Raw genomic sequence first — 25,479 nt, forward strand, 5'->3', positions numbered from 1 at the left:
AGGGGCTATTCGGGTCCGGGCTGATCCCTGAGTTCGACCAGCAGGCGAGCCCCGCCGAGCGGACTGTCGTGAAATGTCGTACGTCCGCCGTGCAGGGCCGCCTGCTGCGCCACCAGTGCCAGGCCCAAACCGGAACCCGTCTTGCCTGCCGTCGATCCGCGAGTGAAGCGTTCGAAGACGCTCGAGCGTTCCTCGGCCGGTATTCCGCAACCGTTGTCGTCGATCGTGATCGTGACGGTGTCCGGTGAATCGACCGGGCGCGCGAGGGTGATGCGCACCGTGCTCGCGCCGCCGTGGCGGACTGCATTGGTGATCGCGTTGTCGAGGATCAACCGGATTCCGCCGGGAAGGGCCCGGATGCAATAGGGGAGTGGGGAATCCACCGTGACGACACTGACATCGACGCTCGGGTGGTGGCGTCGTGCATCGTCGGCCGCGATGTCGCATACCTCGGTCAAATCGGTGTCCTTGAAGTCCTCAGCCGTCGACAACTCGCCCTTCGCCAGTCGCTCCAGGTCCCGGAGAGTCGATTCGACGCGGCCCTGTGCGCGGGCCAGATCTGTGAGGATCTCACGTCGCTGCTCGTGGTCGAGATCGTGAATGGACAACACTTCGATGTCGGTTCGCATCGCCGTCAACGGAGTTCGGAGTTCGTGAGCCGACGCGGAAGCAAAGTCCCGAGCGGCAGCAAGGGCCGAGTTGGTCGCGGCCTGTGCCCGGGCGACGTCGCTGAGCATCGATTCGGCTGCTGCGGCAAGCTCGTCCGCTTCACGGATGCCGGAAACCTCGGTGGCGAGATCGGGATCTCGCCTGGCGATCCGGCGGGTCAATTCCACGAGTGGGCGCACCGCCGGGCCACCGAACAACCATCCCAACGCGGCTGCGGCCGCTACGGCTCCGACGCCGAAGAACGCAACCTGACGCTGTTGGTCGACCGTGATGTCCCGCGCCTCGGCATAGGGAACCGCCAGCGAGACCAGGGCATTGATCCCGTCGGCCTCGGCGGTGTAAGCCCGGTACTTCGTACCGTCCACGTCGACGGTCGCTGAGCCGACCGGTAATTCGGGCAGTCGCGTCGGGGTACTGGATTTGACGGTTCCGTCGGTATCGGAGCGGATGGTCACGGAGAACGCTCCGCCGTCTCCGAACGCGCCGAGAAAAGGTCCCGCTGTTGCCGCATTGGCCACGATGACCGTCGATGCCGTCTCCAAGCGACGGTCCAACTGCGCCAGATTGTTTCGTGCGATAGCCAGTGCAACGACCACGCCGAGTGCGATGACGATGAACGTCGCCCCCAGTGCCGCGGCCGCGGCAACGCGAGTTCGTAGTGAGAAGCGGCGACGCTTCACGGGTTCTCCCGAAGCACGAACCCGACGCCGCGAACGGTATGCAGCAGACGAGGTGAACCGCCGGATTCGAACTTTCGACGCAGGTAGCCGATGAAGACGTCCACGACGTTGGTGTCGGCCACGAAGTCGTAGCCCCACACGAGTTCGAGGAGACGTTCGCGAGTAAGCACGATGCCGGAATTGTGTGCGAGCACTTCGAGTAGCTCGAATTCGCGTTTGGTGAGCGGTACTTCCTTGCCGTCGACACGAACCCGGCGACCGGAGAGGTCGATGTCGAGGTTTCCGACCCGCAGGGTGTTCGTTCCCTCGGAGTGATCGCCCGCCGGAGTGTTACTGCGACGGAGCATTGCGCGGATCCGGGCAACCAGTTCGGCGAGGACAAACGGTTTGACCATGTAGTCGTCTGCGCCGGATTCGAGCCCGGCGATGCGATCGTCGACCGAGTTGCGTGCGCTGAGCACGCAGATCGGGATTTCGTTGCCGGCGGCACGAAGCGCCGTCACCACACCGGTGCCGTCGAGCACCGGCATGTTGATGTCGAGGACTACCGCGTCCGGTCGCTTGTCGGAGATCACTCGGAGCGCGTCGGCGCCGTCCACTGCCGTCAGTACGGTGAATCCCGAGAGCCGCAATCCGCGTTCGAGTGAGGTCAGGACGTCTGCGTCGTCGTCGACTACGAGGATTTTCGGTATCTCGGTCACAGCCCCATTGTGCCTTGCCTGGTACGTCGGGTTTCGCCGATCAGACCGGCAAGTCGGTACCGTCCGGACGCAGACCGGCCATGAACACCGCGACCAACCGCGGGACCAGGTTCGGCATGGCCTCGTCGGACAATTCGATTTGCGGGCGCGTCAGTTTGGCCAGAGCCATGACGAATTCGAGCGGTTGCAGATCGGCGCGAACCAGTCCGGCGCTCTGAGCGGCGCCGATCGTCGCGGTCATCTTCGATTTCGTCACCTCACGCACCGCCAGAACTTCGGGCGCCAGCTCGGTGAAACTGCGTTCCACCAGTGCAGGAATGAGCGCACCCAGGCGCAGTTCCACGAGGCGGTCCACCAGCGTGTGCCACGCGTTTGTGGGATCGGTGGACATTGCCGTGAGTGCGATGTCGGCAGCCTCGCGGACATCGGTCAGTGTTGCGACGGCGACGGCGGTCACGAGGTCCTCGCGCGTCGGAAAGTTTCGATACAGCGTGGCGATGCCCACTTTCGCGAGTTCTGCGACTGCGTCGAGGGGCGCGTCGTGCCCGCGCTCGGTGAACACCGCTCGTGCGGCGTCGACTATTGCGTTTCTGCGTTCACGTGCATCGGCTCGCACATTCACCTCCGGTATTGACAGTTCATCATAACCGGAGGAATATCTTCCACAAATAGTGGAGGAAAAACTTCCACTTAGGGAAGGTAGTTATGAACGCCGAAGTTGAAGCACGGGACCGCAAGAAGTTGGTGGCTGTGGTGTTGGGCTTGTCCGCCGTGATCGGGCTGATGCTGCTTGCCTTCGTACTGCCCTCGGTCAACAGTGGCCCGCACGAACTGAAGTTGGGCATCACCGGTCCAGCTCCGGCAACCGAACAGATCAGCACCTCGCTCGAGGCGGGTAAGCAAGGCGCCTTCGATACTCGAGAATTCGCTGACGCCGACGCCCTGCGTGACGCGATTCGGAATCGCGACGTGGTCGGCGGAATCGCCGTTGATGCCAACGGTCCTCACGTGTTGATCGCGACTGCAGGCGGAACCCCGATCGCCCAGACCCTGACCGGGGTGGCCAACGGCCTCTCGGAGGCCTCGGGGGCAAAGGTGCCCGTCGAAGACGTTGTGCCGCTGACTGCGGGCGACCCGACCGGTGCTGGGCTCACGGCATTGGCCTTGCCCTTGGTGTTCGGCGGAATCATGCCTGCTGTTGTTCTCGTGCAACTGTTTCCGCGCAGCATTGTCAAGCGAGTGTTGGGCGCTGCCGGCGTCGCGGTTGTCGCGGGTTTTGCACTGACTGCCATTCTGCAGTTCGGCACCAACAGTCTTGACGGAAACTACCTGCTCACCGCGCTCGCACTCACCATGGGCATGTCGGCCATCTCGCTGCCCATTCTGGGACTCGAATCCCTGCTCGGGATGAAGGGATTCGCGTTGGGTGCCGTCACGATGATGTTCATCGGAAACCCACTCTCGGGGATGTCGACAACTGCCGCGTGGTTGCCCGCAGGCTGGGGTGCATTGGGGCAGTTGCTCCCACCTGGCGCCGCAGGAGCATCCGTCCGTTCGATGGCGTTCTTCGACGGCCATGGCGCCGCCACGCCACTTCTGGTGCTGGTGTGCTGGATTGCCGTCGGGATCGCGCTGTGCGTCGCCGCCGGCCGGAAGAAGGCGTCGACCCCCGTGGTCGAACCCGAGGCTGCGCTGGTCTAGCCGGCGGGGCTTGCGTACGGGGTCAGGTCGGGAATCGGCCAGGCCCCGTCAACGCGTTCCACGACCAGTTCGACGACCACGGTGTCCTCGTCCATCGGTAGAGGTCGGAGGATTCGGGGCTTTCCCGCCTCCCATTCGACGTCGATGCCTGCGGAGGTCACAGCGTCCTGGTCGATGACGGCGACGATCAGTGGCAACGTGAGGTCGCCGAACACCAGATCGAGCACCGAAGCGAGCGCGTCCGGGGTGGTTGCGCGAATGAATCCCGCCTCGTCGTAACTGATTCCGCGCGTCGAGACCTCGTACTCACCGAAACGCTTGCATGCTTCCCAGTCGTCGGCGATGGCGACGTGGACGAGTCGTTGTCCGGTCATGCAGTGCTCCTGTAGTGTTCGAAATAATGAAACGTCAACGTAGCATTAATTGAGTGGCACGGTAGTAGGGGACTTGATGGAGCAACCGCGCAGACGTGGGAGAACCAGCGACGCGGAGCGAGCTGATCGACGCAACGAGATTCTCGACGTTGCGGTCGACTCGTTTCGAGAAGTCGGGTTCGCTCGAACGACCATCGACGCCATTGCCACAGCGGCCGGCGTCGCCAAGCGCACCGTGTACAGCTATTTCGGCGACAAATCCGCGGTCTTTGCTGCTGCTGTTTCGCGTCAGCACGCGTATGTCGAGAACGCCGGTGGCGACCAGTCGGACCTGCTCGCCGCTGCAGTGGACATCGTCGTCGCACTGCACAGCGACAACTCGATTGCGCTGCACCGCATGATGATCGGCGAGGCCGTGCAGTTCCCGGAACTGGCCGCCGCGTTCTACGAATCCGGCCCGGCCAAGTCGATTGCCTTTCTGGAGAAGATATTGATCGATCAGCACGGCCAGAAGGCTGCGCTGTGCGCGGATCAGTTGTACACGTTGCTGCTCGGGGAGGAGCACCGGCAGCGACTGCTCGGGCTCGCTTCCGAACCGACAGCAGAACGAGCTGCGCAACTTGCAGCTCGTGCGGTGGGATGCGTTCTGGGATCTGATCGGTAGGCTCGACTGGGTGAGTAACTCTGTGGTCTGGTTTCGACGTGATCTGAGGGTAGGTGACCTTCCCACCCTGAGTGCAGCGTCGGATGCCGGCGGGCGGACGTTGGGTTTGTTCGTTCTCGACGAGAACCTGCTCGGACCGGCAGGCTCACCCCGTCAGGATCAACTGTTCGCCAACTTGACGGCGCTCGATCATCAACTCGACGGAAAACTGATGGTTGTTCGAGGTGATCCGGCGGACGTGGTGCCCCGTGTAGCGGAATCCGTTGGCGCCGAAGAAGTTCACATCAGTGCCGACTACGGACCCTACGGCCGACGGCGCGACGCGGCCGTGGCGGAGCAGGTGGAGTTGATCGCCACCGGATCTCCGTATGCCGTGGCGCCCGGACGCGTCACCAAGGCGGACGGTGATCCGTACAAGGTGTTCACGCCGTACTTCCGTCAGTGGATGGAACACGGTTGGCGGGGCCCCGCGTCGACCGATGCGCAGACGGTCCGTTGGTTCGATCCGAGCGACAAGGAGGGTGGCCCGCGCCGGGTGAGTATCCCCGCGCCATCCGCCGCCGTCAGCGATTTCGTCGGTGAGGTCGGCGCCCTCGAACAGTGGAAAGAATACTGTGCGAACGATCTTGACCGGTACGACGACGAACGAAATCGGCCTGACCTCGACACCACGAGCCGGATGTCGATTCCGCTCAAGTACGGCACGATCCATCCGCGAACGATGTTGGCAGATCTCTCCAAGCGACTGGGCGACGGCGCTCAGGCTTACCGTCGCCAGTTGGCGTGGCGAGACTTCTACGCAGACATCCTGTTTCAACGCCCCGACAGCGCGCGGAAAAACTACGACGACAAGTTCGACCGTTTACGTCACGACGGTGGAGTGGACGCAGACGCCGCCTTCACGGCCTGGTGTGAGGGCAAGACCGGCTTCCCGATCGTGGATGCCGGCATGCGGCAACTCGCGGCTGAGAACTGGATGCATAATCGGGTGCGAATGATCGTCGCGTCTTTTCTGGTGAAGGACCTACACATTCCGTGGTGGCGTGGCGCACGGTTCTTCATGTCGCATCTGGTGGACGGTGACTTGGCCTCCAATCAGCACGGGTGGCAGTGGACTGCAGGGTCGGGCACAGATGCTTCGCCCTTCTTCCGCGTCTTCAACCCCATCACGCAGGGAGAGAAGTTCGATCCCGACGGCACATACGTCCGTCGGTGGGTTCCCGAACTCCGCGATGTTCCCGGGAAGGCCGTCCACTCGTTGAAGGCGATGCGCCCGGTCGACTACCCGGACCCGATCGTCGATCACGCGCATGAGCGTGAGGAAGCCTTGCGCCGGTACGGCGAGATCAAGGGCTGAGTGCTCAGTGATCTGCGGGCGCTACGCGGAGGCGGTTTCCGTCCAGATCTGAAATGACGAATGTCAGACCGAAGACATCTTCGTTTGGCTCTTCGACGACCTCGACACCCTTGGCCACCCACTCGTCGTAGATCGCCCGAATTTCATTGCTCCCGCCGTCGACCAATATGCCGACTTCGAAATTGCGCGGAGTCGCGGGATCGAGGTCGCGGGACTTGCCGCTCCACAGTGCAAGGACCACGCCGCCGCCGAGGTCGAAGGTCATGTACCGAGGGCTGAGGACCTCAGGCTTCGCGTCGAACAATTCGCCGTAGAACGCTGCTGCGGAGGCGGCATCGCTGACGTAGATCAGAAACTGGTTGGGTAGTCGCACTGTGGTTTTCCCTCTCCCGTTGATGTTCGGGCCACCGGCAGCGGGGCGTGTGCCTGGTCGTGCGGGGCCGTGTTCAACACTTCCCGCGCGCCGGACGAATGTCCAAGAACGAGTGCGTCTGAGAGGCAGATGGATTACTTATGACGACTGCTGCAGTCACACCGCACTGAGGTGGTACCCGACGCTCAGGTTCGGGTAGTAGCCGTCGATGTAGCTCGAGATGAAGTAGTGATCAGGGTCGGTGGTGCGAGTTCCGTCGGTGTCGAACTGGGGATAGTCGTTGGCCATGAAGACGGCTTGTCCGCCGCCGGGAGTGGAATAGACGACGTCGACCGTCAGGCCGCGCGGGTCCTGGTTGTATGCCGTGACGATCTCGGTCTCGTGGGGCGCGAGCGACTGGCGTGGGCTCTGCATCCACTGTCCGTAGGGGTTGTCGGCGCCTTCGAGATGAATTGTCTGTTCGGTGTCGTTGCTGATCGTCATCGTGATGGTGTTGCCGGTCGTGGGAAGAGTTCCGGCACTGGCGATTCCGCTCAATCCCAAAGTGAGGGCGCCGGCGGCCAGAGCTGTGATTGCGGCAACTACGTAGCGTGGGTTCGTCATCGTCGGTGTCCTTTGTCCGGGTGAGCGTTCGGTTGGCTCTCTCGAAGACAACTATGTCGGAGTGGATCGATGTCGTATGTCCACTTCCGGGACCCTGTGCAGGAGGAACGGTGTGTCCACCGATCGGGGGACACCTACTCCGACACGGAGACAGCTTCGACCTTTCGCTCGCCGGTGACCAGCAGTCCGATCAGTGCGGCGGCCGCGAGAACCATGACGAGTGCGCCGTAGCCACGCGTCGTATCCACCAACCCCACCTTGCCGACCAGGTAGCCGGCCAGCAATGCCGGAAGGCTGTTGGCCAGATATGCGATGACGTAGACGGTGGACAACAACCCCGCGCGTTCGTGGTTCTCGGCCAGCGGCATGACAGTGAGGATGGTTCCCTGGAATCCTGCTCCGAAGCCGATCCCGGCAACAGCCGTACCAACCAGAATCAATACTGCAGAGGATGTTTCAGCACCGATGAGTGTGACGGCCACCCCGAGCACCAAGGCGGTTGTTCCGATCAGCATCACGGTTCGGCCGCCGAGTTTGCGGAAGGTGAGCACCGCTGCGGCTCCGAATCCCGTCAGTGTTGCGACCATGATGGCACCGATGAGGGAGCTGTGAACGTCAAGTGCGTTGCGCGCCAGCGCCGGTCCGAGTGAGAGGTAGAAACCGCCCAGCGCCCAGACCGCGATCAGGCACGGTGCTGTGAGCGCAATCATGGTTCGGGCCTCGCGAGGAACAGCAAGGGTGGGGCGTAGCGACTGCCAGGCTCCGGGGCGTCCGCCCGAAGTCTCGGGAGCGGCCCAAACCCCGAGGATCTCGAGGACGACGAGTACGAGAAGGACCAGGTAGACAGTGCTGGTTGGCCTGGGCAGGTGCTCGCTGATGAGACTCGAACCCACGGCTCCGACGGCAAGCCCCACTGTCGGAGCGACGCTGTTGATGATCGATCCGCGGCCCGGAGTGCGTTCGAGGTCGATCAACGCCGAACCCAAAGCGCTGATTGCAGCGCCGGTGGCAACACCTTGCACGACCCGGGCAATCAGCAGAATGGTCAAACCGTCGGCCGAGGCGAACAGGGCGAGCGAGACCGCCTCCAATGCGAGCGCTCCGAGCAGGACCGGGCGCCTGCCGATGTGATCGGACAGGGATCCGGCGGTCAAGAGCGTGGCGAGCAATGCGAGAGCGTAGATGCCGAACACGAGCGTCGACGCGAGCGAGGAGAATCCCCACAACTGTTGATAGTGCTCGTACAACGGTGTCGGGGTCGCGGAGGCGCCCAGGAACGTAGCGATGATGACGGCGATGAGTGTGAAAGCGGCGCCTCGCCCCAAGCGTGGGCGTGAAGTGCTCTCGGTCGGTGGTGAAATGGTCGTTGTCATTGTCGTAGCGCTTCCCGTGCGGGTGGTGAAGACTTCAAACGCAAATACTTTGCGTTTGGGACGCTACGCCTGGCCGTAGCCTAATGCAACATCTTTGCGTTAGTATTGATTTATGAGTCCGTCCGCAGGTCCGCGCCCCGGTGGCCGCAGTGCGCGCATCCAACAGGCAGTGCATGCGTCGGCGCGTAAGTTGTTGGAACAGCGTGATCGGGCAGAGATCACGGTGCCGATGATCGCAACCGATGCGGGTGTGACCCCGTCGACCATCTATCGGCGGTGGGGCGACATCAACGAAGTCTTTGCCGATGTCTCGATCGAGAGATTGCGACCGGACGCCGACCCGCGTGAAACGGGTTCGCTCCGAGGGGATCTGACGATCTGGGCGCAGGACTATCTGGAGGAGATGTCTGCACCCGTCGGTCGCGCATCGCTGCGAGATGTGCTGATGAGCGACGACCAGACGCACGCACCGGACGGCACGAAGAAGTTCAAGTGCGCCTTTTTCTGTCGGACACAGATCGACGTGATACTAGCTCGTTGGCCGGAAGCTGCTGACGTGGATGGTGATTCGGTAGTGGACCACGTGGTTGCACCGATCATCTACCGAATTCTGTTCGACCTCGAACCGGTCGCGCCGCAGCGAGTTGCGGAATTAGTGGATCAGACACTTGCGCTCGCGGCGCGGGTCGGTGCCGAAGGCTGATCGCTGCGTAGCCGGGCGTGGACGTGCATGTCGTGCCAGCCGTCGGCGTGCCTGGCGGAGCCTCGTCGAACACCTTCTTCGCTGAAGCCTGCTTTGGTGGCGACTCGGCACGATCGTGGGTTGTGGATCGAGTGTGCGAGTTCCAATCGATGAAACCCTACTTCGCGGAATGCCCACTCGGACAGTGCGGTTACAGCCTACGTGTTCCGGCTCTGCCACTCTTCGTTCAGGCGGCGCGCGGATTCCAGAGTTGCGATCGCCTCTTCGGTATCAACTCGCGCGAGGACCAGTGCACTTACTGTGCAGGAGAGAATGATTCGAGTGCGATCCTTCAGGGTGGCGTCTGTCGCGGTCGGAAATGTGGCTTGTAGCCCGCTGCGAATTGCAACGGCAAGTTCTTGCCGATAGGCGCGGATCACGGCTGCCACCGCATCGTCGTGCGCGCCGAGTCCGGCAGCCGTATTGAGAAGTAGGCAACCGCGCCGAGGCGAGTCGGCGGTCATGGTGCCGATCGCGTGCTCAAGCGAGTAAAGGTAGTCGTCGACGGCGTCTGCCCCGGGATTTGTCGTGAGGCCGCGCAGACGTGGCCGGATGACATGTTCGAGGTACATCTGCACGGCGGCGTCGAACAATCCGCGCTTGTTGGTGAACGAGTTGTAGAGACTTGACCGACTCAGCCCCGTCGCGGATTCGAGGTCTCCGAGTGAGGCGCCTTCGTATCCGCGTGCCCAGAAAACGTCCAAAGCGGCAGCGACCACGGCTGTTGTGTCGAATTCTTGTGATCTGCCCATCAAAGCCTCGCTCTTTCTGTATCGTTCGGTCCAGTATATATTGGACCGAACGATACAGAATTCACTCGAAGCAACAGGAGTTCACCGATGAACGTCGCCGGCTACATCTTCGCGGGACTGGCCGCAGCAGTGCACGTATACATTTTTGTCCTCGAATCGATTCTCTGGACGGCACCGAAGACCCGCGCCACGTTCGGCGTGAAGTCCGAGGAAGAGGCGATCACTACGCAGCCGCTCGCCTTCAACCAGGGCTTTTACAACCTTTTCCTGGCGATCGTGTCGGCGGTCGGCATCGTGATTGCGGCGACCGGCTCCGCGTCGGTCGGAATTGCCCTCGTCCTGGCGGGCACAGGATCGATGGTTGCCGCGGGATTGGTGCTGATTCTCTCGTCTCCCGACAAAGCCCGCGCAGCCGTCGTGCAGATGCTTTTCCCAGTTATTGCCGTTGTTCTGCTGGTAATCCACCTGCTCTGAGTGCTCTATCCGCCGCCGAGCACCAGTGATTCGATCAACGCAAAAGCCCCGTTGAGTGCTCCACAATCGAAGGCTTCGGCCAGGGCGTATCCGATGACAAGTTCGTCGGTGCTCGGCGTGCTCGACCAGACTGCGTCGGTCTGTCTGGGATCGGATTCCTCGTTCTTGGAGAAGTGCCCGATCCGCAATCCGTCGCGGGTGAATGCACTGTTCGCGTCGTCGACTGGGGCGAAGTTCAAACTCACGCCGTCGACGAGTGCCGAGACAGAGTACGAGCGACGGGACAGAAACCCTTTGCCGACAGTGAGTTCGACTTCGTCGCCACCGACAGTGAAGAACAAGTCGGCGGCGGCGCGCGTTCCGATGGGTGTGCCTTCGCGGCGCGGGGCATCGACTCGACGCGTCAACAGAGCGTGTGAGTTGCCGTTTCGGACGTCGACGACCCCCGTGTCGACATCGAACGAGATCTCGACTTTTCCGTGAATCGGGTCCATTACGGCGTATTTGACCGTCACTGTGCCTACCCCCTGTAAGTGTGAACTTGGGTCCATAATACGTGGTGGGAGCGTTGTCCAGTATGCCCGAATCCAAAAAAATAGTGCCGAATGACGCGCGTTTGCGGCCAAATGCTTCTACGCTGGGTCTTGGGTTTGTTGCGCATCCCACAACGGTTTTTCCCACGCCAGACGAGGAGCGCCTATGAGGTTGTCGACTACTTGTTCTGTTGCTACGAAGGCTTGATCAAGCCGGAATTGCCTCTGCCGGATGGTGCTCGAGACCCATCCGGCAGAGGCAATTCTGCATCAGTTCGGGCCTTCAGCCGCCGGCGAATTTTTCCGAGGTGCCGAGATCGATCGGCAACGCGATGCCGGTGATCCCGCGCCCGGCCGGCCCCACCAGATAGAACACCGCATCCGCAATCACTTCGGGGTCGACCCACGGGTGGGGCAGCAGATTCAGCTTCGACATGATCGGAGCGGTATCGGCGAGGACAGGATTCTCCAAGTCTGGACGGAACGCACGAACCATCGGTTCGTTGTCGATCATCGTCGTTCGCACATTGCCCGGGTGTACAGAGTTGACCCGAATGTCCGCCCAGCCGAGTTCGTTGGCCAGAGACTTCGCCAACCCCCGAACGGCGTGCTTCGACGCGGAATAGTGTGCGATACCCGGCACGCCTCGAAGCCCGGCCATCGAGCTGATCAACACGATGGATCCACCTCGATTGCCGTTCATGATGTGCGGAATCGACACCTTGGTCGTCAACCAAACGCCGGTGACGTTGATGTCCATCAGCTCGCGGAACTCTTCGGCGCTCAGGTCCCAGGACAATTTCGCCGACGCCGCGATTCCCGCGTTGGCGATCACGATGTCCAGTCGGCCGAGTTTCTCGACTCCGGCGTCGACCGCTGATTTCAGGGCATCGAGGTCGCGAGTGTCCGCGACGGATGCGACGATGCGCCGGCCCTGAGCTTCGACCAGGGCGACGGTCTGGTCGAGGTCGGCTTCGGTGGCCATGTCGTACCCCGCCGTTGCGACCGGCGCGCACAGATCCACCGCGATGATGTCCGCGCCCTCGGACGCGAGCTTGACGGCATGTGCGCGCCCTTGACCGCGCGCCGCTCCGGTGATGAATGCGACCTGACCGTCCAAATTGCCCATCGAACTTCCCCTGCCCGTCTGAATCGTTGAAAACTGGAACGTGTTCATACTGCTACGTTCGGTGCGAGCCAGGCAGGGGAATTCTCTGAATCCTTATCCGCGAAGGAGTTTGGACAACTCGTCCAGTACGCTCGCGTCCTCGATGGTCGACGGGACCGTGTACTCCTCGTTGTCGGCAATCTGCCGCATGGTCTTGCGGAGGATCTTGCCGGAACGAGTCTTCGGTAGTGCAGCGACGACGGTGACGTCCCGGAACGTGGCGACGGCACCGATCTGGTCTCGCACCCGGGCGACCAGTTCCTGTCGGAGTGTTTCGGGATCGATGTCGACGCCGGACTTGAGCACGACGTAGCCGCTGGGGCGTTGCCCCTTGAGTTCGTCGTGAATGCCGATGACCGCGCATTCGGCGACAGCCGGGTGGCCGGCGACGACGGCCTCCATGCATCCGGTCGAAAGGCGATGTCCGGCAACGTTGATCACGTCGTCACTTCGTCCGAGCACGAAGACGTAGTTGTCCTCGTCGATGTATCCGGAGTCGCCGGTGAGGTAATAGCCTTCGAAAGTCGACAGGTAGGACTTCACGTATCGGTCCTCGTCACGCCACAGTCCGGCGAGTGTTCCGGGAGGAAGCGGCAGGCCGATCACGATGTTGCCCTCGGTGCCCGGACCCACGAGTTCGCCCTTGCCGTCGACGATTTCGACGCGGTATCCGGGGCAGGCGACGGTGGGTGAGCCTGCTTTGATCTCCATCGGTTCGAGGCCGCGCAGGTTCGCGCAGATGGCCCAACCGGTTTCGGTCTGCCACCAGTGATCGACCACCGGGCGATCGAGAATCCGAGTAGCCCACTCGTAGGTGTCGGGATCCAAGCGCTCGCCGGCCGCGAACAGTGTGTCGAGCGACGAGATGTCGTACTTGGCAAGCTCTTTTGCATCCGGGTCGGCCTTGCGGACCGCGCGGATCGCTGTCGGAGCGGTGAAGAGTGCCGACACTTTGTATTCGGAAATGATGCGCCAGAATGCACCTGCATCGGGGGTCCCGACGGGCTTGCCTTCGTACATGACCGTCGTAGCTCCGGCGAGCAATGGCCCGTAGACGATGTAGGAGTGGCCGACCACCCAGCCGACGTCTGAGGCGGTCCACCAGACCTGGCCGGGGCTGATGTCGTAGAGATTCTTCATCGTCCACGTCAGGGCAACGGCATGGCCACCGTTGTCCCGGACGACGCCCTTGGGCTTACCGGTCGTTCCCGAGGTGTAGAGGATGTAGAGCGGATCCGTCGCGGCGACCGACACCGGGTCGGCAGGAGTGGCATCAGTGATCAGTTCGTCCCAGTCGAACCAGGCTGCGGCACTTGACTTGTAGTCGGCAGCTACGCCGGGAATCTGCTCGCGATTCTTCACGATCACGGTGTGCGCGGGCGTGGTGGACAGTTGCAGAGCCTTTTCGACCATCGGCAGGTACTCGATTGTTCGTCCGGGTTCGAGGCCGCCGGACGCCGTCACGAGCACCACTGGACCGGCGTCGTCGATACGGGTTGCGAGTTCCTTGGCCGCAAAGCCGCCGAACACCACCGAATGCACCGCGCCGATTCGCGCACACGCGAGCATCGCGATCGCGGCCTCGGGGATCATCGGCATGTAGATGATCACGCGGTCGCCCGCCACCACACCCTGATCTTTCAAGACGCCGGCGAAGAGTGAGACCTGCTCGAGCAATTCGGCGTAGGTGTACGTGGCCTTGGTGGGGACCATCGCGGAGTCGAAGATCAACGCGGTCTGATCGCCGCGACCGTCGCGGACGTGCCGATCGAGGGCATTGAAGCTGGTGTTGAGCGAAGCATCCGGGAACCAGCGATAGATCGGCGCGGCAGAATCGTCGAGAGCCTTCGTGGGGGCGACATCCCAGTCGACGGCCCGCGCAGCGTCGAGCCAGAACTTCTCCGGCTGATCCATGCTCTCGCGATATGCGTCGGCATACGTGGTGTGGGACGCCTGCTCGGAAGAGCTCATCGACGTGTGTCCTCTCGTGAACTTCGCTTACCGGTGACCTGAAACACCTTAGGTCACCGTCAGTGCGGTGCGCCTCAGTAGCGGTGCGGGTACCGTCCCTTTGCGCCGGGCGGGCCTGTCCCGTCGGCCAGTGGCGCGTAGGGGTGGGATAAGCCAGGGACGGAAAGGGGGATCGATGTGACAGGTGCAGCGCAACGCGCAGGCTTCTGGGGAGTCCTCGCTCTGCGTGACTTCCGACTGCTGTGGACCGGCGACGCAGTCAGCGGTATCGGAAACGGTGTCACGACCGTCGTACTGCCGCTGGTCGCGCTTCGCGAACTGGACGCGAGTAGCTTCCAGATCGGTGTGCTGGCATCGGCAGTGTGGTTGCCGTGGTTGATCGTCGGACTACCTGCCGGTGCCTGGATCGACCGGCTGCCACGGCGTCCGATCATGATGATCGCAAACGCTGCGTGCGCGCTGCTCTTCGCGAGCCTCGCGATCGCGGGCCTCCTGGAGGCGATGACATACGGCCACCTGCTCCTGGTCGCGCTGCTCACCGGTACAGCCACGGTCTTCTTCCAGGCGGCCTATCACTCGTATCTCCCCACGGTGCTCGCCGAAGCGGATCTTGTCGAAGGGAACTCGAAGATTCAGGGCGCCGAGGCCGCAACTCGGGTGATCGGCCCAAGCGTCGGTGGGCTGGTGGTTGCAACTGTCGGGCTCGCGGCCGGTCTGGTTGTCGACGCGTTCACGTTCGCCTTCTGCTTCGTATGCATCTGGCTGATTCGTGTGCAGGAGACCGTCCATCGCGGACAGAATCAGCGAGAACCGTTGCGACGGCAGATTGCGCTCGGACTGCGATTCGTTGCCGGTGATCCGTATCTGCGGTCGATCGTCGTCTACGGCACTCTGCTCAATTTCGGTCTCACCGGGTACACCACGATTCAGATCGTGTTCTTGGAAAAGACGGTTGGTGTGGGGGAGTTCGGACTCGGGCTTCTCTTGGCGATTGCCGGGGTGGGCGGAATTGTCGGATCGATGATCGCGCGCCCGCTCGGCCGCAGATTCGGCACTGCCCGAAGCGTTCTCATCTGTCAGTTGGTGACGGGACCGTTCATCCTGTTGGCGCCTCTGACGACATACGGTGCCGGCCTGTTCTGGTTCTGCATCGGCGGCATGGTGATGGTTGCGGGTGTCGTGTCGTGCAACGTGGTGCTCGGCAGTTTCCGTCAAAGTTACTGTCCGCCGGACCGCCTCGGACGAGTAGTGGCAACGAGTATGTTCCTGCTGCACAGCAGCATTCCGCTCGGTGCGCTGACGGCAGGCTACCTCGGCGACGCGGTGGGACCGCGCGGGACGATGTGGATCATGGCCTGCCTGATCGCGCCGTGCGGATTGGTCCTGCTCTTCAGCCCGCTCCGCGGAATCCGCGATCTACCGAGTCGGCCCGCGATCTCACTGCGGTAGAGAATTACTGCGGTAGAGCCGCGGCGGCCTCTTCGCTTCGAATCGCGATGCGAAGTGTCGCGAGCATGAACAGTGACACTGCGAAACCGAAAAGCGCGCCGAACTGGTCCTGCGTGAACAGATAGACCTGCGTCACCAGGAGGCTCACGATGAGGGATGCACGCAGGAGTCTCAGGGCTCGCAGGTACGGGCCGCGGAAGAGGAACCACACTCCCAGAACCACAAGAACTCCGGTTGCGACGGTGGAGATCTGGACCACCAGGTCGGAGACGTCGTCGGCCTCGACGACGTTCTCGGACACCAACGCGTAGATCACCTGGACAATCGCCAGAAGAGCCTGCAGTACGAACAGGGTCAGTACCAGTCGGCGGACGACACGGTGCCGGAGCAGTTCCTCGGCGCGGTGGAAGAACGCGTTGCGGCCACGAGTGATCTTCGATTCGATACCGCCGGTCGGCGGAGTCTGTGAATGCAGGCCGGCTTTGATCGAATCGACGAGGTCGGTGAGGCTGCGGTCTTCGACGCCGTCGAGTACGCGGAGGGCGTGGTTGTACTGGATCTCGTCGAGCTGACCGAGAGCGAGGTCCGAGAGCGCTCGCGCCCCGATGGCGAGCCGATGACGATCATTCATTCCGCGCCGAATCACCACCTCGCGCGCGGCAAGATAGAAGAGAACGAAGACGACGTACATGATCGCGATGGCAGGCTGGTAGAAGTAATCAACGTCGGCGGTGACGAATTTTCCGACCTCGTCGATGAAGAGACCGAACCCGATTCCGCCGACGAGCGTGGCCAGGTCACGCGTGCGAGAGCCTTCGGTGATGGCGGTCGCGACGATGGCGACGGCCATCAGCAATCCGCCCCAGAGAACGTGTGCGATGTGGAGGGCGCCGCCCCCGATCTGGGGATAGCCCGTTGCCGCCAGATAAGCGCGGGTGATCAACACGGTGGCGATGCCCGCGAACAGGAACAATTCGAAACGAGCGAGTGCCGCGCGGTCGTAACTGTGCGGCAGCGTCAGCGCATTCCGGTCCTTCGTCGTCATTGCGGAACTCCCAGGTTTCGATAGCGCGCGATACGGGAGGACTGGCGATCGGTGTCCGACTCTTCGGCAAGCACGAAGAGTTCGTGCGCTATCGCAGCCCCTACCCTCTTGGAGAATTCCACGGGTTCGTCGGCCGCGTCAGGCGTTTCGGGAATGATCGCGTCGATTACGCCGTCTCGAAGCAGATCCAACGAACGAATGCCCTGCGCTGCCGCCATCTCCGGTGCGTGACTGATGTCGCGATGTACGATCGCGCTTGCGCCTTCCGGCGGCAGGGGAGCGAGCCACCCGTTCTGTGCCGCGAGTACCCGATCGGCGGGCAGCAGCGCGAGCGCCCCGCCGCCTGTTCCCTGACCGAGCAACACCGACACTGTCGGGGTCTTCAGCGTCACGAGGTCGGCGATGCAACGGGCGATCTCAGGGGCCAGTCCACGTTCTTCAGCTTCTTTGGACAGCGAGGCGCCCAAAGTGTCGATCACGAGGACCAGCGGGAGTTGTAGTTCTTCGGCAAGTTTCATGCCCCGTCGCGCTTCCCTGAGCGCGGCCGGTCCCATCGTGGTGAGCGCGGATTGGCCACTGCGGTCCTGGCCGAGCAGGATGCACGGAAAGCCTCGGAAGCGGGCGAGCGAGAGCAAGATCGTCTTGTCGGTTTCACCCTGCCCGGTGCCGCTGAGCGGCACCTGCTCAGTTGCGGCATGGCGGAGCAACTGCCGGATGCCGGGTCGATCGGCCCGGCGCGAGAGCATCACCGACTGCCAGGCGGGAACATCGGGAATCTCGGGTGAGGGAATCGGGTCCGTGGCCGCCGGGGCCGGGGGATCGGTGAGCACGCACAACGCTCGATTGACCAGCAGACGGAGGCGGTCGACGGGTACGACGCCGTCGATAACGCCGTTGCGATACAAGTTTTCGGACGTCTGGATACCGTCGGGAAACTTTTCGCCGTACAGCGATTCGTAGACACGGGGTCCGAGGAATCCCACCAGAGCACCGGGTTCCGCGACGGTGATGTGGCCGAGGGATCCCCACGAGGCAAAGACCCCGCCGGTGGTGGGATTGCGCAGGTATACCAGGTAGGGCAGGTGTGCCGCTTTGTGAACAGCCACTGCCGCAGCGATCTTCACCATCTGAACGAAGGCGACGGTGCCCTCCTGCATCCGCGTTCCGCCGGAGGTGGGCGAGGCGAGCAGCGGGAGTTGTTCTGCCGTAGCACGTTCGACGGCGGTCACGATCCGCTCGGCCGCGGCGACTCCGATGGAACCGGCGAGAAAGCTGAATTCACAGGCAATTACCGCGACTCGACGGCCCCGAACCGTACCGACACCGGTGACGACGGACTCGTCCACTCCGCTCTTCTCGCGGGCCTTCGCCAGGTCTTCTGCGTATTTCGGGCCAGGTCCGACGTCGACGGGCGGGGAGTCCCAAGAGACGAAGCTCTCGGAATCGAGTACCGCAGTGAGTAGTTCTTCGGCCGAGATTCGCACAACGTCCTCCAAGTAAGCAGCACCCCGTCCAGGATGAACCTACCTGGACGGGGTGCCGTCGGGATCGCGTGGCGCCAGTTGTGCGCCGGAGAATCAGCGTCCGAACGCCTCTTTCCATGAAACGACCTTGCCGATACGAAGGATGGAGCGCTGGTAGATCTTTGCCGCGATCATCGACAGCGCAGCAGTCACGACCAGCATCAGCAGAATGGTTCCCACGATCTGGAACGGAGAAGCAACACCGGCGGAAATGCGCAGGGGCATGAGGATTGCCGAGAACGGCGGAATCCAACTCAACACGTTGCTCAGGGTTCCTTCTGGATTGCTCACCGAAACGAAAGCCACGCTGACCATCGCCATGACGAGCAGCGCGAGAGGCATCGCGGTGGCGTTGACGTCCTCCTGCCGCGAGACCATGGACCCGGCGGCGGCGTACAGCACGGCGAAGAAGAGGAAGCCGAGAATGAACCACCCGAGAGTGCCGAACAGAACGCCGATTGCGGTGCCCGTCACGGTCAGGACGCCCGTCGCCAGTCCGGTGGCGACGCCCGCGACGGCATAGGCAGCCATCTGCATCAGGCCGACAGCACCGATTCCGAGAACCTTGCCCCACAACAACTGCAGCGGACGAAGAGTGGAGAGCAGCAGCTCGACCACGCGACTGGACTTCTCCTCGACGACGCCCATCGCCACGTACGTTCCGAACAGCAGGATCTGCATGTACAGGAGCACCACAGCAGCGATCGACATCGCTATGCGTTGGCCCTGTTCGGGATCCGGGGGATCGATGGCATCGATGGTGACCACTGCGGTGGACGTGGCTTCGGCGAGCTGTGCCGGATCGATCCCCGCGGCGGAGAGCGCATTCGATTGTGCCTGTTGTGCAACGGAACTCTCGATGACGGCGCGCAGATTCGTGGGCACTTCCTTCTTGGTCACGACAGTGACGCCGCCGCCCGATCCAGCGATCACGGCCACGTCGAGGTCGCCGTCCTTGACCTGGTTACGCGCGGTTCCGTCGTCGGAAACCTCCGTCACCGTCACCGGATTTCCGAGGGTGTCGCCGATGGACACCATCGTGGCACTGAGTGATTGGTTGCCGACCAAGCCGATCTTCGACTTGTCCTCGTCGCCGCCGGAGAAGAGTGAGAAGGCGATGATGCCGCCGACGATCGCGACCAGAATGATGACGTTGCTGATCACAAAACTCTTCTTCGAGATCTGCGTCATGAATTCGCGTCGGGCGACCAACCCGATGGCTCGACCTCCGCTCAACTGGTTGCTCATGCGGCTACTACCTCTCGGAACAGATCGGTCAGTGACGGACGTCGTAGCGTGAACTCGTGCACCGGTCCGGTTTTCAACGCTGCATGCAGGATCTGCTGATCGTCGGCGGTTCCGTCGACGCTCAGGAGCGTTCGACCGTCGAGGTGGCTCAGTGTGGTGACACCGATCAGGTGGTGTGCCCAGCCGACCGGCGCGTCAGGGGCGAAGACTTCGATTCGGCCGTCGCCCTTGCCTCGTAGTTCGTCGACGGTTCCGATCTCTCGCATGCTGCCGCGGCTGATGATGCCCACGCGATCGCACAAGCGCTCCACCAGATCCAGCTGATGGCTGGAGAAGATTACGGGAACACCGGTGCGAGCCTTCTCGACCAACACGTCACTCATGACATCGACCGCTACGGGGTCAAGGCCCGAAAACGGTTCGTCCAGAACGAGTACCGCTGGATCGTGAACCAGCGCGGCCGCGAGCTGCACACGTTGCTGATTACCGAGGGACAGGGAGTCGACGGTGTCCTTGACGCGTTCGGCGATACCCAGACGTTCGGTCCATCGCTCTGTCGCCGCGTGCGCGTCGGCTTTCGAGAGCCCATGTAGCTCGGCCAGATAGGAAAGTTGCGCGCCCACCTTCATCTTGGGGTAGAGGCCGCGTTCCTCCGGCATGTATCCGATAGTGCGACGCACGTCGAGGTCGACGGGTTTGCCGCCGAGGCGAACTTCCCCCGAATCTGCTCCGAGCACACCCAGCGCAATGCGCATCGTGGTCGTCTTGCCGGCGCCGTTGCTGCCGACGAATCCGAAGATCTCGCCTGGTCGCACTTCGAAACTCAGGTTGTCGAGTGCAACGACGTCGCCGTAGCGTTTCGAGATGCCGTCGATCGTGAGGGTGGCTGACATGGGTCCTTCCCATCGGTCGAGTGGTGCGCTTCGGTAATACGGGTCAGAGGTCGAACTCTTCGGAATCAATCGGATCCGGGTCTGGATTGGTCCACGAGAGAATCATCGCGGGCGTGCACGCGCCGATCAGCATTGCAGTCAGTGCCAATAAACCTCCCGAGTAAGGCAGTCTCTCTACATTCCACTGCACCGACGAGGTGAAAATGAGGAAAATGGCGACAATGAAGACCAACGATTGAGTCACGCTCAACCCGACGGAACGGGCGTCGTTGCGTTGCTGGATCTCCCATTCGTCCAGAGCATGCCGCGGCGCATCCCCTTGCCTGCCCGACACGATTTGAAGTGAAGACCACGTCGGTAGGAACAACAGGGTGAGGACCGGCCACGCCACCGCGAACAGGGGGTTGAACAGGCACGCTATGCCGATGGCAACCATCGTGGCGAACAGGACTCCGAGGGCGATGACGAGCATCCGCCGACGTCGACGGGTTCGCCAATTCGGGAGCCAATGTCGGAACGTCTCCTCGTTCTGCAGGAACCGCCGAGTGCGGTGGGCCTGGTAGCGGTCGATCAGATTTGATTCAGGCACTGGGCTTTTCACTCCCCTCGGTAGTGCGGTCAGATCGGTAGACCTCCGTCGACGGTGCATTCCGGTAGACCTCCGTCGACGGTGCATTCCGGTAGACCTCCGTCGACAGCGGCCCGAACTCCGTCCGGGAGAACACCGCTTCGACCGGAAGGTCGAACACCCAGCAGATCCTGAACGCGAGATCCAGGCTGGGGTAGTGATCGCCGCGTTCGAGCGCCCCCACCGTCTGCGGGTTGACGTCGACGAGTTGTGCAAGCTGGGCCCGACTCATCTTCCGCTCGGCGCGAAGCACTCCGATGCGATTGAAGATGGGGAGCGCGTCTCCCCGTCGGACTGGGCTCATGCATCAAAGTGTTGTAAAAACCCAACAGTTTGTCAACATGAACCGCGAAGATGTCGTTTCTGGGTGGTGTCGGCGGATAGGGTTCGGGCAACAGAAAGGGCGTCGCATGGTGGTCGAAAAGTTGGTGCTCGAGAAGTCCTGCCTCGTCGTGCAGGTGCGCGAGGACGGTAGCTACAGCGTGGGACCGCAAGGGCGTGAAGTGGTCTGGCGCGATGCGATGGAAAAAGGTGCCGTCATCGGTATCGGTCAGCACACTCCAGGGGACGTTGAGGGTGAATCGTGGTGGGTCGTGTACGGCCAGTCGGACGCCGGGGCAGACGTCACCGTTCGACTCGAGGATGGATCGCACGTGCCGGTGGGCCGTATCGGTGAGATTTTCGCCAGCGAATGGGTGAGTACCCCGCAGCAGGCCTTGCTGTATCGGTCCGATCGCCCGGTTGAGTCGCAGCCCACCAATCTCTCTGTGCTGTTCGCCAGGCCGAAGTTCATGCCCAAAGCGGCGTTTCCGGAGAATGATCGCTTGTAGTTGCAGCGAGCTGGCGTCGGGAGGCTGGCGGCCATCTTCTCGAAACATTACGGTACGTACTGTACTGTTTGGGAATGACAACTTGGCCGAACGACCTCGCAGTAGTGCAAGTGCGCGTAGCGCGACCCACCGACAGGCTCGACGACGTGATTGCGTTCTATCGCGACTGTCTGGGATTGCCCGAGCTCTACCGGTTCTCCGGTCATGCCGGGTACGACGGAATCATGCTGGGGCTGCCGGATTCGAACTATCACCTCGAATTCACGACCCACGAAGACGGAAGCCCGTGCCCGGCGCCGACGCAGGACAACCTGTTGGTGCTCTACTTCGCCGGCGAATCGGCGATGTACGAGGTAGTTCAGCGGTTGGGTGAAGCAGGGCACGAACCCGTTGGCGCCGAGAATCCGTACTGGGAGGAGAATGCGGGGATGACTTTCGAAGATCCCGACGGCTGGCGTCTGGTGCTCATGCCGCGACCGGTGCTGTAGATGGTGCGCGCCCGCGACGAGCGGATCGACGACGCCGTACTGGCGGCAACCCTGGAGTTGTTGGGGGAGAACGGTTATGCGGAGCTGTCGATCGGTTCGGTGGCGACGAGAGCTGGCGTGCACCGGCCCGCCATCTACCGGAGATGGCCGTCGAAGCGGCATCTGGTGGTCGACGTCGTCGTGGCGCACATCGGCACTGATCCAACGCCGGACACCGGCGATCTCAGGGCAGACCTGGTCGCCGGCATCACGACATTGGTTGTGGGGCTGAGTGAAACGGTAGTTGGGCGGATCCTGCCCGCGTTGGTCGCGGATCTGGCGGCGGACCCGGAATTGGCGCGGGATTTCCAGTCGGCATTCTTTCAGCCACGACGCGATTCCACTGCGGCAGTGCTGGAATCGGCGCGGCTACGCGGCGACATTCGGAGCGACTTCGACCTGGACTTCGTCCTGGATGCCCTGGCGTCGCCGATCTATTACCGAGCGTTGTTCCGTCACTTACCGTTGGACGCGCTCCTGGCCGAGCAGTCCGTCGATTCCGTGCTGCTGACGTTGACTCCCCACGAAAATTTCTGAAGCCGTTTCGATTCAGTTCAATTCGACTGGATCGGGTCCGACACGGCTGTCGGTGTTCAGCGCTGCGATGGCAGCTGACTCGTCGGTATCGAGTGCGAAGTCGAAGATTGCGGCGTTGTCGCGCATGCGGGCAGGTGTCACCGACTTCGACAGAACGGTGTGTCCCTGTTCGAGATGCCAGCGCAGAATGATCTGCGCTGGGCTCTTTCCGTGTGCTGCAGCGATTTTCCCGATGGTCGGGTCGTCGAGGATAGTTCCCTGTCCCAGTGGGCTCCATGCCTCGATTTCGATGCCGCGACTTCGCGCGTATTCCCGTGACGCGTGCTGTTGCAGTCTGGGGTGCAATTCGATCTGGTTGACGGCCGGGGTGATCGAGCTGTGCTCGGCCAGCAGTTCGAGGTGCTCGGGCAGGAAGTTGGACACGCCGATCGCACGGGCACGGCCGGAGGCGAGGATCTCCTCGAAAGCGGCCCACGTCTCCACGAACAGGCCCTTTGCCGGTGCCGGCCAGTGGATCAGATACAGGTCGACGAAGTCGAGGCCGAGCTTGTCGAGGCTCGTGTCGAACGCGGCGAGCGCTCGGTCGTGGCCCTGATCGTCATTCCACAACTTGGTGGTGACAAAAAGCTCTGACCTCGGAACACCCGAACTAGCGATGGCGCGGCCGACACCGGCTTCGTTTCCGTAGATTGCGGCCGTGTCGATGTGGCGGTAGCCGATCTCGAGAGCGGTGGCAGTGACCTCTTCGGTCTGTGCGTCCGGTACCTGGAAAACGCCGTACCCGAGTTGCGGGATGGTGATCGGTTCGCCGGTGGTTCCGTGAGTCAGTGTGCGGTCGGGGATCGACAACATTGAAGAGCGCCTTTCAAGACTGGGTGTGGCGGTTCGACGGGCGATCGTGTCGCCCGTGCCCACCTATGCCGCGCATGCAACTATTGCGTGCGCCTGATAAATAGTTGCACACGCGGGTTGTCTGCGCAAGCAGAGTCGGTTGGCTACTCCTCGAAGAGCTGTCCGTTCTCCATTCGCCACCGGCGCGTGCTTCGGGTGGACTGCAGCATGCGTCGATCGTGAGTGACCAGGAGGAGGGTCCCTTCGAAGGATTCCATCGCCTGCTCGAGCTGTTCGATCGCCGGAAGGTCGAGATGGTTCGTCGGCTCGTCCAGTACCAGTAGGTTCACGCCGCGAGCTTGGAGCAAAGCAAGTGCAGCCCTTGTTCTTTCGCCGGGGGACAATGAAGCGGCAGATCGGAGTACGTGGTGTCCGCGCAGGCCGAACTTGGCGAGCAGAGTACGGACATCGGCATCGGGCCAGTCCGGAACCTGAGCGCCGAAGGCCTCCACGACTGGTTGATCACCTTCGAACAATCCACGCGCCTGATCGATCTCACCGATCGCGACACCGGAGCCCAGCGACGCGATGCCCTCGTCCGGGACGAGTTTGCCGAGCAGGACGTTCAGGAGGGTGGTCTTGCCGGCTCCGTTCGCGCCCGTGACGAGGATTCGATCGCCCCAGTCGATCTGTGTCGTGACCGGACCGAACGTGAACTGACCGCGAGTTACCTTGGCACCATTCGTGGTTGCGACAACGGATCCGGACCGCGGAGCTGCTGCGATCTCCATGCGAAGTTCCCACTCCTTGCGCGGTTCCTCGACCACTTCGAGTCGCTCGATGCGACGTTGGGTCTGGCGTGCCTTCGCGGCTTGCTTCTCCGTCGACTCGGTCCGCAATCCGCGTCCGATCTTGTCGTTGTCCTTGGCCTTACGACGCGCATTGCGGACGCCGTGTTCCATCCAGTTGCGCTGCATCTGTGCGCGATCTTCGAGATCGGAGCGGGTGCCTGCGTATTCCTCGAACGCCTCGCGTGCGTGCTGGCGGGCGATCTCGCGTTCGGCGAGGTACGACTCGTAGCCGCCGTCGTAAACGGCGATGTCCTGTTGTGCCAGATCGAGTTCCACGATCCCCGTGACGGTGCGCGAGAGGAACTCGCGATCGTGGCTCACGACAACCAGCGCCGCTCGGGTCTCGGCGACAAATCGCTCCAACTGCTCGAGACCCCGCAGGTCGAGATCGTTGGTGGGTTCGTCCAACAGGAGAATGTCGTAGCGCGAGAGCAACAGCGACGCGAGCCCGGCGCGTGCGGCCTGACCGCCGGACAACGCCGTCATGTGAGCATCGAGCGGAACTCCGAGCCCGAGTTCTTCGACCACCTTCTCAGCGCGCTCGAACAGATCGGCGCCGCCGAGAGCCAGCCAGCGTTCGAGAGCCGGAGAGTACAGATCCTCCTCCGCTTCAGCCAGGGTTTCGGCCGCGGCGTTCATGACCGCCTCGGCGTGCGCGACGCCGGTGCGTCGGCCGAGGAACTCGAGGACGGTCTCGCCTTCGATGCGGTCGGGTTCCTGCGCGAGATAGCCCACCGCAGCGTCTGGCGGGCTGAGGATGATCGAACCTTCGACGTCGGCAGTTCCGATTCCCGCCAGTGCAGTGAGAAGCGTCGACTTGCCGGCGCCGTTCGCGCCGACGAGGCCGATGACGTCGCCGGGCGCGATGGTGAGATCGAGGTCGGAGAACAGAGTGCGTTCTCCCCGGGAGGCAGAGAGGCCGCTGATGCGCAGTGTTGCAGTCACCTGAGAAGTATCCCCGGAGCTGTGCGCCTGTGTTAAT

Annotated in this window: 29 protein-coding genes; 9 read left to right on the top strand and 20 right to left on the bottom strand. The window is 62.5% G+C overall.

Features of this window, described 5'->3' with window-relative positions:
- Positions 1-5: 5 nt before the first annotated feature.
- Genes QM596_RS06835 through QM596_RS06845 form a run of 3 tightly spaced genes read right to left on the bottom strand, consistent with a single transcriptional unit; the run spans position 6 to position 2,666 of the window.
- Complete coding sequence (locus QM596_RS06835) at positions 6-1,349, bottom strand: sensor histidine kinase (RefSeq protein ID WP_020908761.1); 1,344 nt, start codon at positions 1,347-1,349, stop codon at positions 6-8.
- Complete coding sequence (locus QM596_RS06840) at positions 1,346-2,050, bottom strand: response regulator transcription factor (RefSeq protein ID WP_003939853.1); 705 nt, start codon at positions 2,048-2,050, stop codon at positions 1,346-1,348. Before QM596_RS06840 ends, QM596_RS06835 begins: the two co-directional genes overlap by 4 nt.
- A 40-nt stretch (positions 2,051-2,090) precedes the next feature.
- Positions 2,091-2,666 (bottom strand): TetR/AcrR family transcriptional regulator, encoded by a 576-nt coding sequence (locus tag QM596_RS06845; protein ID WP_020970464.1) that lies wholly within the window; start codon positions 2,664-2,666, stop codon positions 2,091-2,093.
- Positions 2,667-2,755: 89 nt separating this feature from the next.
- Here QM596_RS06845 and QM596_RS06850 point away from each other — a divergent pair, with 89 nt between their 5' ends.
- Positions 2,756-3,751, top strand: a complete 996-nt coding sequence (locus tag QM596_RS06850) for an ABC transporter permease (protein ID WP_283308430.1) — start codon at positions 2,756-2,758, stop codon at positions 3,749-3,751.
- On the opposite strand, the gene QM596_RS06855 is transcribed toward QM596_RS06850, so the two are convergent.
- Positions 3,748-4,125 carry a DUF952 domain-containing protein gene (locus QM596_RS06855; RefSeq protein ID WP_020970462.1) on the bottom strand — a complete coding sequence of 126 codons (378 nt, stop codon included), beginning with the start codon at positions 4,123-4,125 and terminating at the stop codon, positions 3,748-3,750. The genes QM596_RS06850 and QM596_RS06855 overlap by 4 nt on opposite strands.
- A gap of 76 nt (positions 4,126-4,201) precedes the next feature.
- Here QM596_RS06855 and QM596_RS06860 point away from each other — a divergent pair, with 76 nt between their 5' ends.
- Both QM596_RS06860 and QM596_RS06865 read left to right on the top strand, forming a co-directional pair.
- Positions 4,202-4,789, top strand: a complete 588-nt coding sequence (locus QM596_RS06860) for a TetR/AcrR family transcriptional regulator (protein WP_020908757.1) — start codon at positions 4,202-4,204, stop codon at positions 4,787-4,789.
- Positions 4,790-4,799: 10 nt separating this feature from the next.
- Positions 4,800-6,146 carry a cryptochrome/photolyase family protein gene (locus QM596_RS06865; RefSeq protein WP_283308432.1) on the top strand — a complete coding sequence of 449 codons (1,347 nt, stop codon included), beginning with the start codon at positions 4,800-4,802 and terminating at the stop codon, positions 6,144-6,146.
- A 4-nt stretch (positions 6,147-6,150) separates the two neighbouring features.
- Here QM596_RS06865 and QM596_RS06870 read toward each other — a convergent pair whose 3' ends face one another.
- The 3 genes from QM596_RS06870 to QM596_RS06880 all read right to left on the bottom strand — a co-directional run bounded on the left by QM596_RS06870 (position 6,151) and on the right by QM596_RS06880 (position 8,495).
- Entirely contained in the window at positions 6,151-6,519 is a 369-nt protein-coding gene (locus tag QM596_RS06870; RefSeq protein ID WP_020970460.1) for a VOC family protein, read from the bottom strand.
- A gap of 156 nt (positions 6,520-6,675) precedes the next feature.
- The gene (locus tag QM596_RS06875) at positions 6,676-7,122 is read right to left on the bottom strand and encodes a hypothetical protein (protein WP_020970459.1); all 447 of its coding nucleotides are present in this window, start codon (positions 7,120-7,122) and stop codon (positions 6,676-6,678) included.
- 134 nt (positions 7,123-7,256) lie between these two features.
- Positions 7,257-8,495, bottom strand: coding sequence for an MFS transporter (locus tag QM596_RS06880; protein ID WP_020908753.1), 1,239 nt, complete (start codon positions 8,493-8,495; stop codon positions 7,257-7,259).
- 112 nt (positions 8,496-8,607) lie between these two features.
- Between QM596_RS06880 and QM596_RS06885 the strand changes: the two genes are divergently transcribed.
- Positions 8,608-9,198, top strand: a complete 591-nt coding sequence (locus tag QM596_RS06885) for a TetR/AcrR family transcriptional regulator (RefSeq protein WP_020970457.1) — start codon at positions 8,608-8,610, stop codon at positions 9,196-9,198.
- Here the strand turns inward: QM596_RS06885 and QM596_RS29700 are convergent.
- Together QM596_RS29700 and QM596_RS06890 are read right to left on the bottom strand one after the other, a co-directional pair.
- Positions 9,156-9,383, bottom strand: a complete 228-nt coding sequence (locus QM596_RS29700; RefSeq protein WP_290283637.1) for a GNAT family N-acetyltransferase — start codon at positions 9,381-9,383, stop codon at positions 9,156-9,158. The two genes, QM596_RS06885 and QM596_RS29700, sit on opposite strands and share 43 nt — an antisense overlap.
- Positions 9,384-9,395: 12 nt before the next feature.
- Entirely contained in the window at positions 9,396-9,989 is a 594-nt protein-coding gene (locus QM596_RS06890; protein WP_283308434.1) for a TetR/AcrR family transcriptional regulator, read from the bottom strand.
- 87 nt (positions 9,990-10,076) lie between these two features.
- Between QM596_RS06890 and QM596_RS06895 the strand changes: the two genes are divergently transcribed.
- Entirely contained in the window at positions 10,077-10,463 is a 387-nt protein-coding gene (locus QM596_RS06895) for a DUF1304 domain-containing protein (protein ID WP_046379045.1), read from the top strand.
- Between the two features lie 5 nt (positions 10,464-10,468).
- Here the strand turns inward: QM596_RS06895 and QM596_RS06900 are convergent, their stop codons facing one another.
- The 3 genes from QM596_RS06900 to QM596_RS06910 all read right to left on the bottom strand — a co-directional run bounded on the left by QM596_RS06900 (position 10,469) and on the right by QM596_RS06910 (position 14,135).
- A complete protein-coding gene (locus QM596_RS06900) occupies positions 10,469-10,978 on the bottom strand; it encodes a hypothetical protein (RefSeq protein WP_223304422.1) in 510 nt (169 codons plus the stop codon).
- Between the two features lie 301 nt (positions 10,979-11,279).
- Positions 11,280-12,125, bottom strand: coding sequence for a mycofactocin-coupled SDR family oxidoreductase (locus tag QM596_RS06905; RefSeq protein ID WP_020908748.1), 846 nt, complete (start codon positions 12,123-12,125; stop codon positions 11,280-11,282).
- A 93-nt stretch (positions 12,126-12,218) separates the two neighbouring features.
- Positions 12,219-14,135: a propionyl-CoA synthetase gene (locus QM596_RS06910; protein WP_283308436.1), complete on the bottom strand. Its 1,917-nt coding sequence runs from the start codon at positions 14,133-14,135 to the stop codon at positions 12,219-12,221.
- Positions 14,136-14,312: 177 nt separating this feature from the next.
- On the opposite strand from QM596_RS06910, the gene QM596_RS06915 reads away from it, so the two are divergent.
- Entirely contained in the window at positions 14,313-15,584 is a 1,272-nt protein-coding gene (locus QM596_RS06915; protein ID WP_020970452.1) for an MFS transporter, read from the top strand.
- Positions 15,585-15,588: 4 nt separating this feature from the next.
- On the opposite strand, the gene QM596_RS06920 is transcribed toward QM596_RS06915, so the two are convergent.
- The 6 genes from QM596_RS06920 to QM596_RS06945 form a co-directional block, all read right to left on the bottom strand.
- Positions 15,589-16,629 (bottom strand): hypothetical protein, encoded by a 1,041-nt coding sequence (locus QM596_RS06920; RefSeq protein ID WP_020908745.1) that lies wholly within the window; start codon positions 16,627-16,629, stop codon positions 15,589-15,591.
- Positions 16,626-18,113: an acetyl-coenzyme A carboxylase carboxyl transferase subunits beta/alpha gene (locus QM596_RS06925; RefSeq protein ID WP_070385558.1), complete on the bottom strand. Its 1,488-nt coding sequence runs from the start codon at positions 18,111-18,113 to the stop codon at positions 16,626-16,628. The genes QM596_RS06920 and QM596_RS06925 overlap by 4 nt, the downstream gene beginning before the upstream one ends.
- 93 nt (positions 18,114-18,206) lie before the next feature.
- On the bottom strand, positions 18,207-19,400 hold the full coding sequence (locus QM596_RS06930) for an ABC transporter permease (RefSeq protein ID WP_019744870.1): 1,194 nt from the start codon (positions 19,398-19,400) through the stop codon (positions 18,207-18,209).
- Entirely contained in the window at positions 19,397-20,293 is an 897-nt protein-coding gene (locus QM596_RS06935) for an ABC transporter ATP-binding protein (RefSeq protein WP_019744869.1), read from the bottom strand. Before QM596_RS06935 ends, QM596_RS06930 begins: the two co-directional genes overlap by 4 nt.
- 43 nt (positions 20,294-20,336) lie before the next feature.
- Positions 20,337-20,882: a hypothetical protein gene (locus QM596_RS06940; protein WP_020970450.1), complete on the bottom strand. Its 546-nt coding sequence runs from the start codon at positions 20,880-20,882 to the stop codon at positions 20,337-20,339.
- Positions 20,875-21,225 (bottom strand): helix-turn-helix transcriptional regulator, encoded by a 351-nt coding sequence (locus QM596_RS06945; protein ID WP_042952669.1) that lies wholly within the window; start codon positions 21,223-21,225, stop codon positions 20,875-20,877. Before QM596_RS06945 ends, QM596_RS06940 begins: the two co-directional genes overlap by 8 nt.
- 106 nt (positions 21,226-21,331) lie before the next feature.
- Between QM596_RS06945 and QM596_RS06950 the strand changes: the two genes are divergently transcribed.
- From QM596_RS06950 to QM596_RS06960, 3 genes are all read left to right on the top strand, one after another.
- Positions 21,332-21,751: a hypothetical protein gene (locus QM596_RS06950; protein ID WP_029255992.1), complete on the top strand. Its 420-nt coding sequence runs from the start codon at positions 21,332-21,334 to the stop codon at positions 21,749-21,751.
- Positions 21,752-21,825: 74 nt separating this feature from the next.
- Entirely contained in the window at positions 21,826-22,239 is a 414-nt protein-coding gene (locus tag QM596_RS06955; RefSeq protein ID WP_021332241.1) for a VOC family protein, read from the top strand.
- Positions 22,240-22,815: a TetR/AcrR family transcriptional regulator gene (locus QM596_RS06960; RefSeq protein ID WP_283308442.1), complete on the top strand. Its 576-nt coding sequence runs from the start codon at positions 22,240-22,242 to the stop codon at positions 22,813-22,815.
- Positions 22,816-22,827: 12 nt separating this feature from the next.
- Here the strand turns inward: QM596_RS06960 and QM596_RS06965 are convergent, their stop codons facing one another.
- On the bottom strand, positions 22,828-23,667 hold the full coding sequence (locus QM596_RS06965; RefSeq protein ID WP_020908738.1) for an aldo/keto reductase: 840 nt from the start codon (positions 23,665-23,667) through the stop codon (positions 22,828-22,830).
- A gap of 143 nt (positions 23,668-23,810) precedes the next feature.
- Positions 23,811-25,442 (bottom strand): ABC-F family ATP-binding cassette domain-containing protein, encoded by a 1,632-nt coding sequence (locus QM596_RS06970; protein WP_197941820.1) that lies wholly within the window; start codon positions 25,440-25,442, stop codon positions 23,811-23,813.
- Positions 25,443-25,479 lie beyond the last annotated feature (37 nt).

The sequence above is a fragment of the Rhodococcus sp. IEGM 1406 genome (genome assembly GCF_030056745.1).
Taxonomy (GTDB): Bacteria; Actinomycetota; Actinomycetes; order Mycobacteriales; family Mycobacteriaceae; genus Rhodococcus_F; species Rhodococcus_F erythropolis.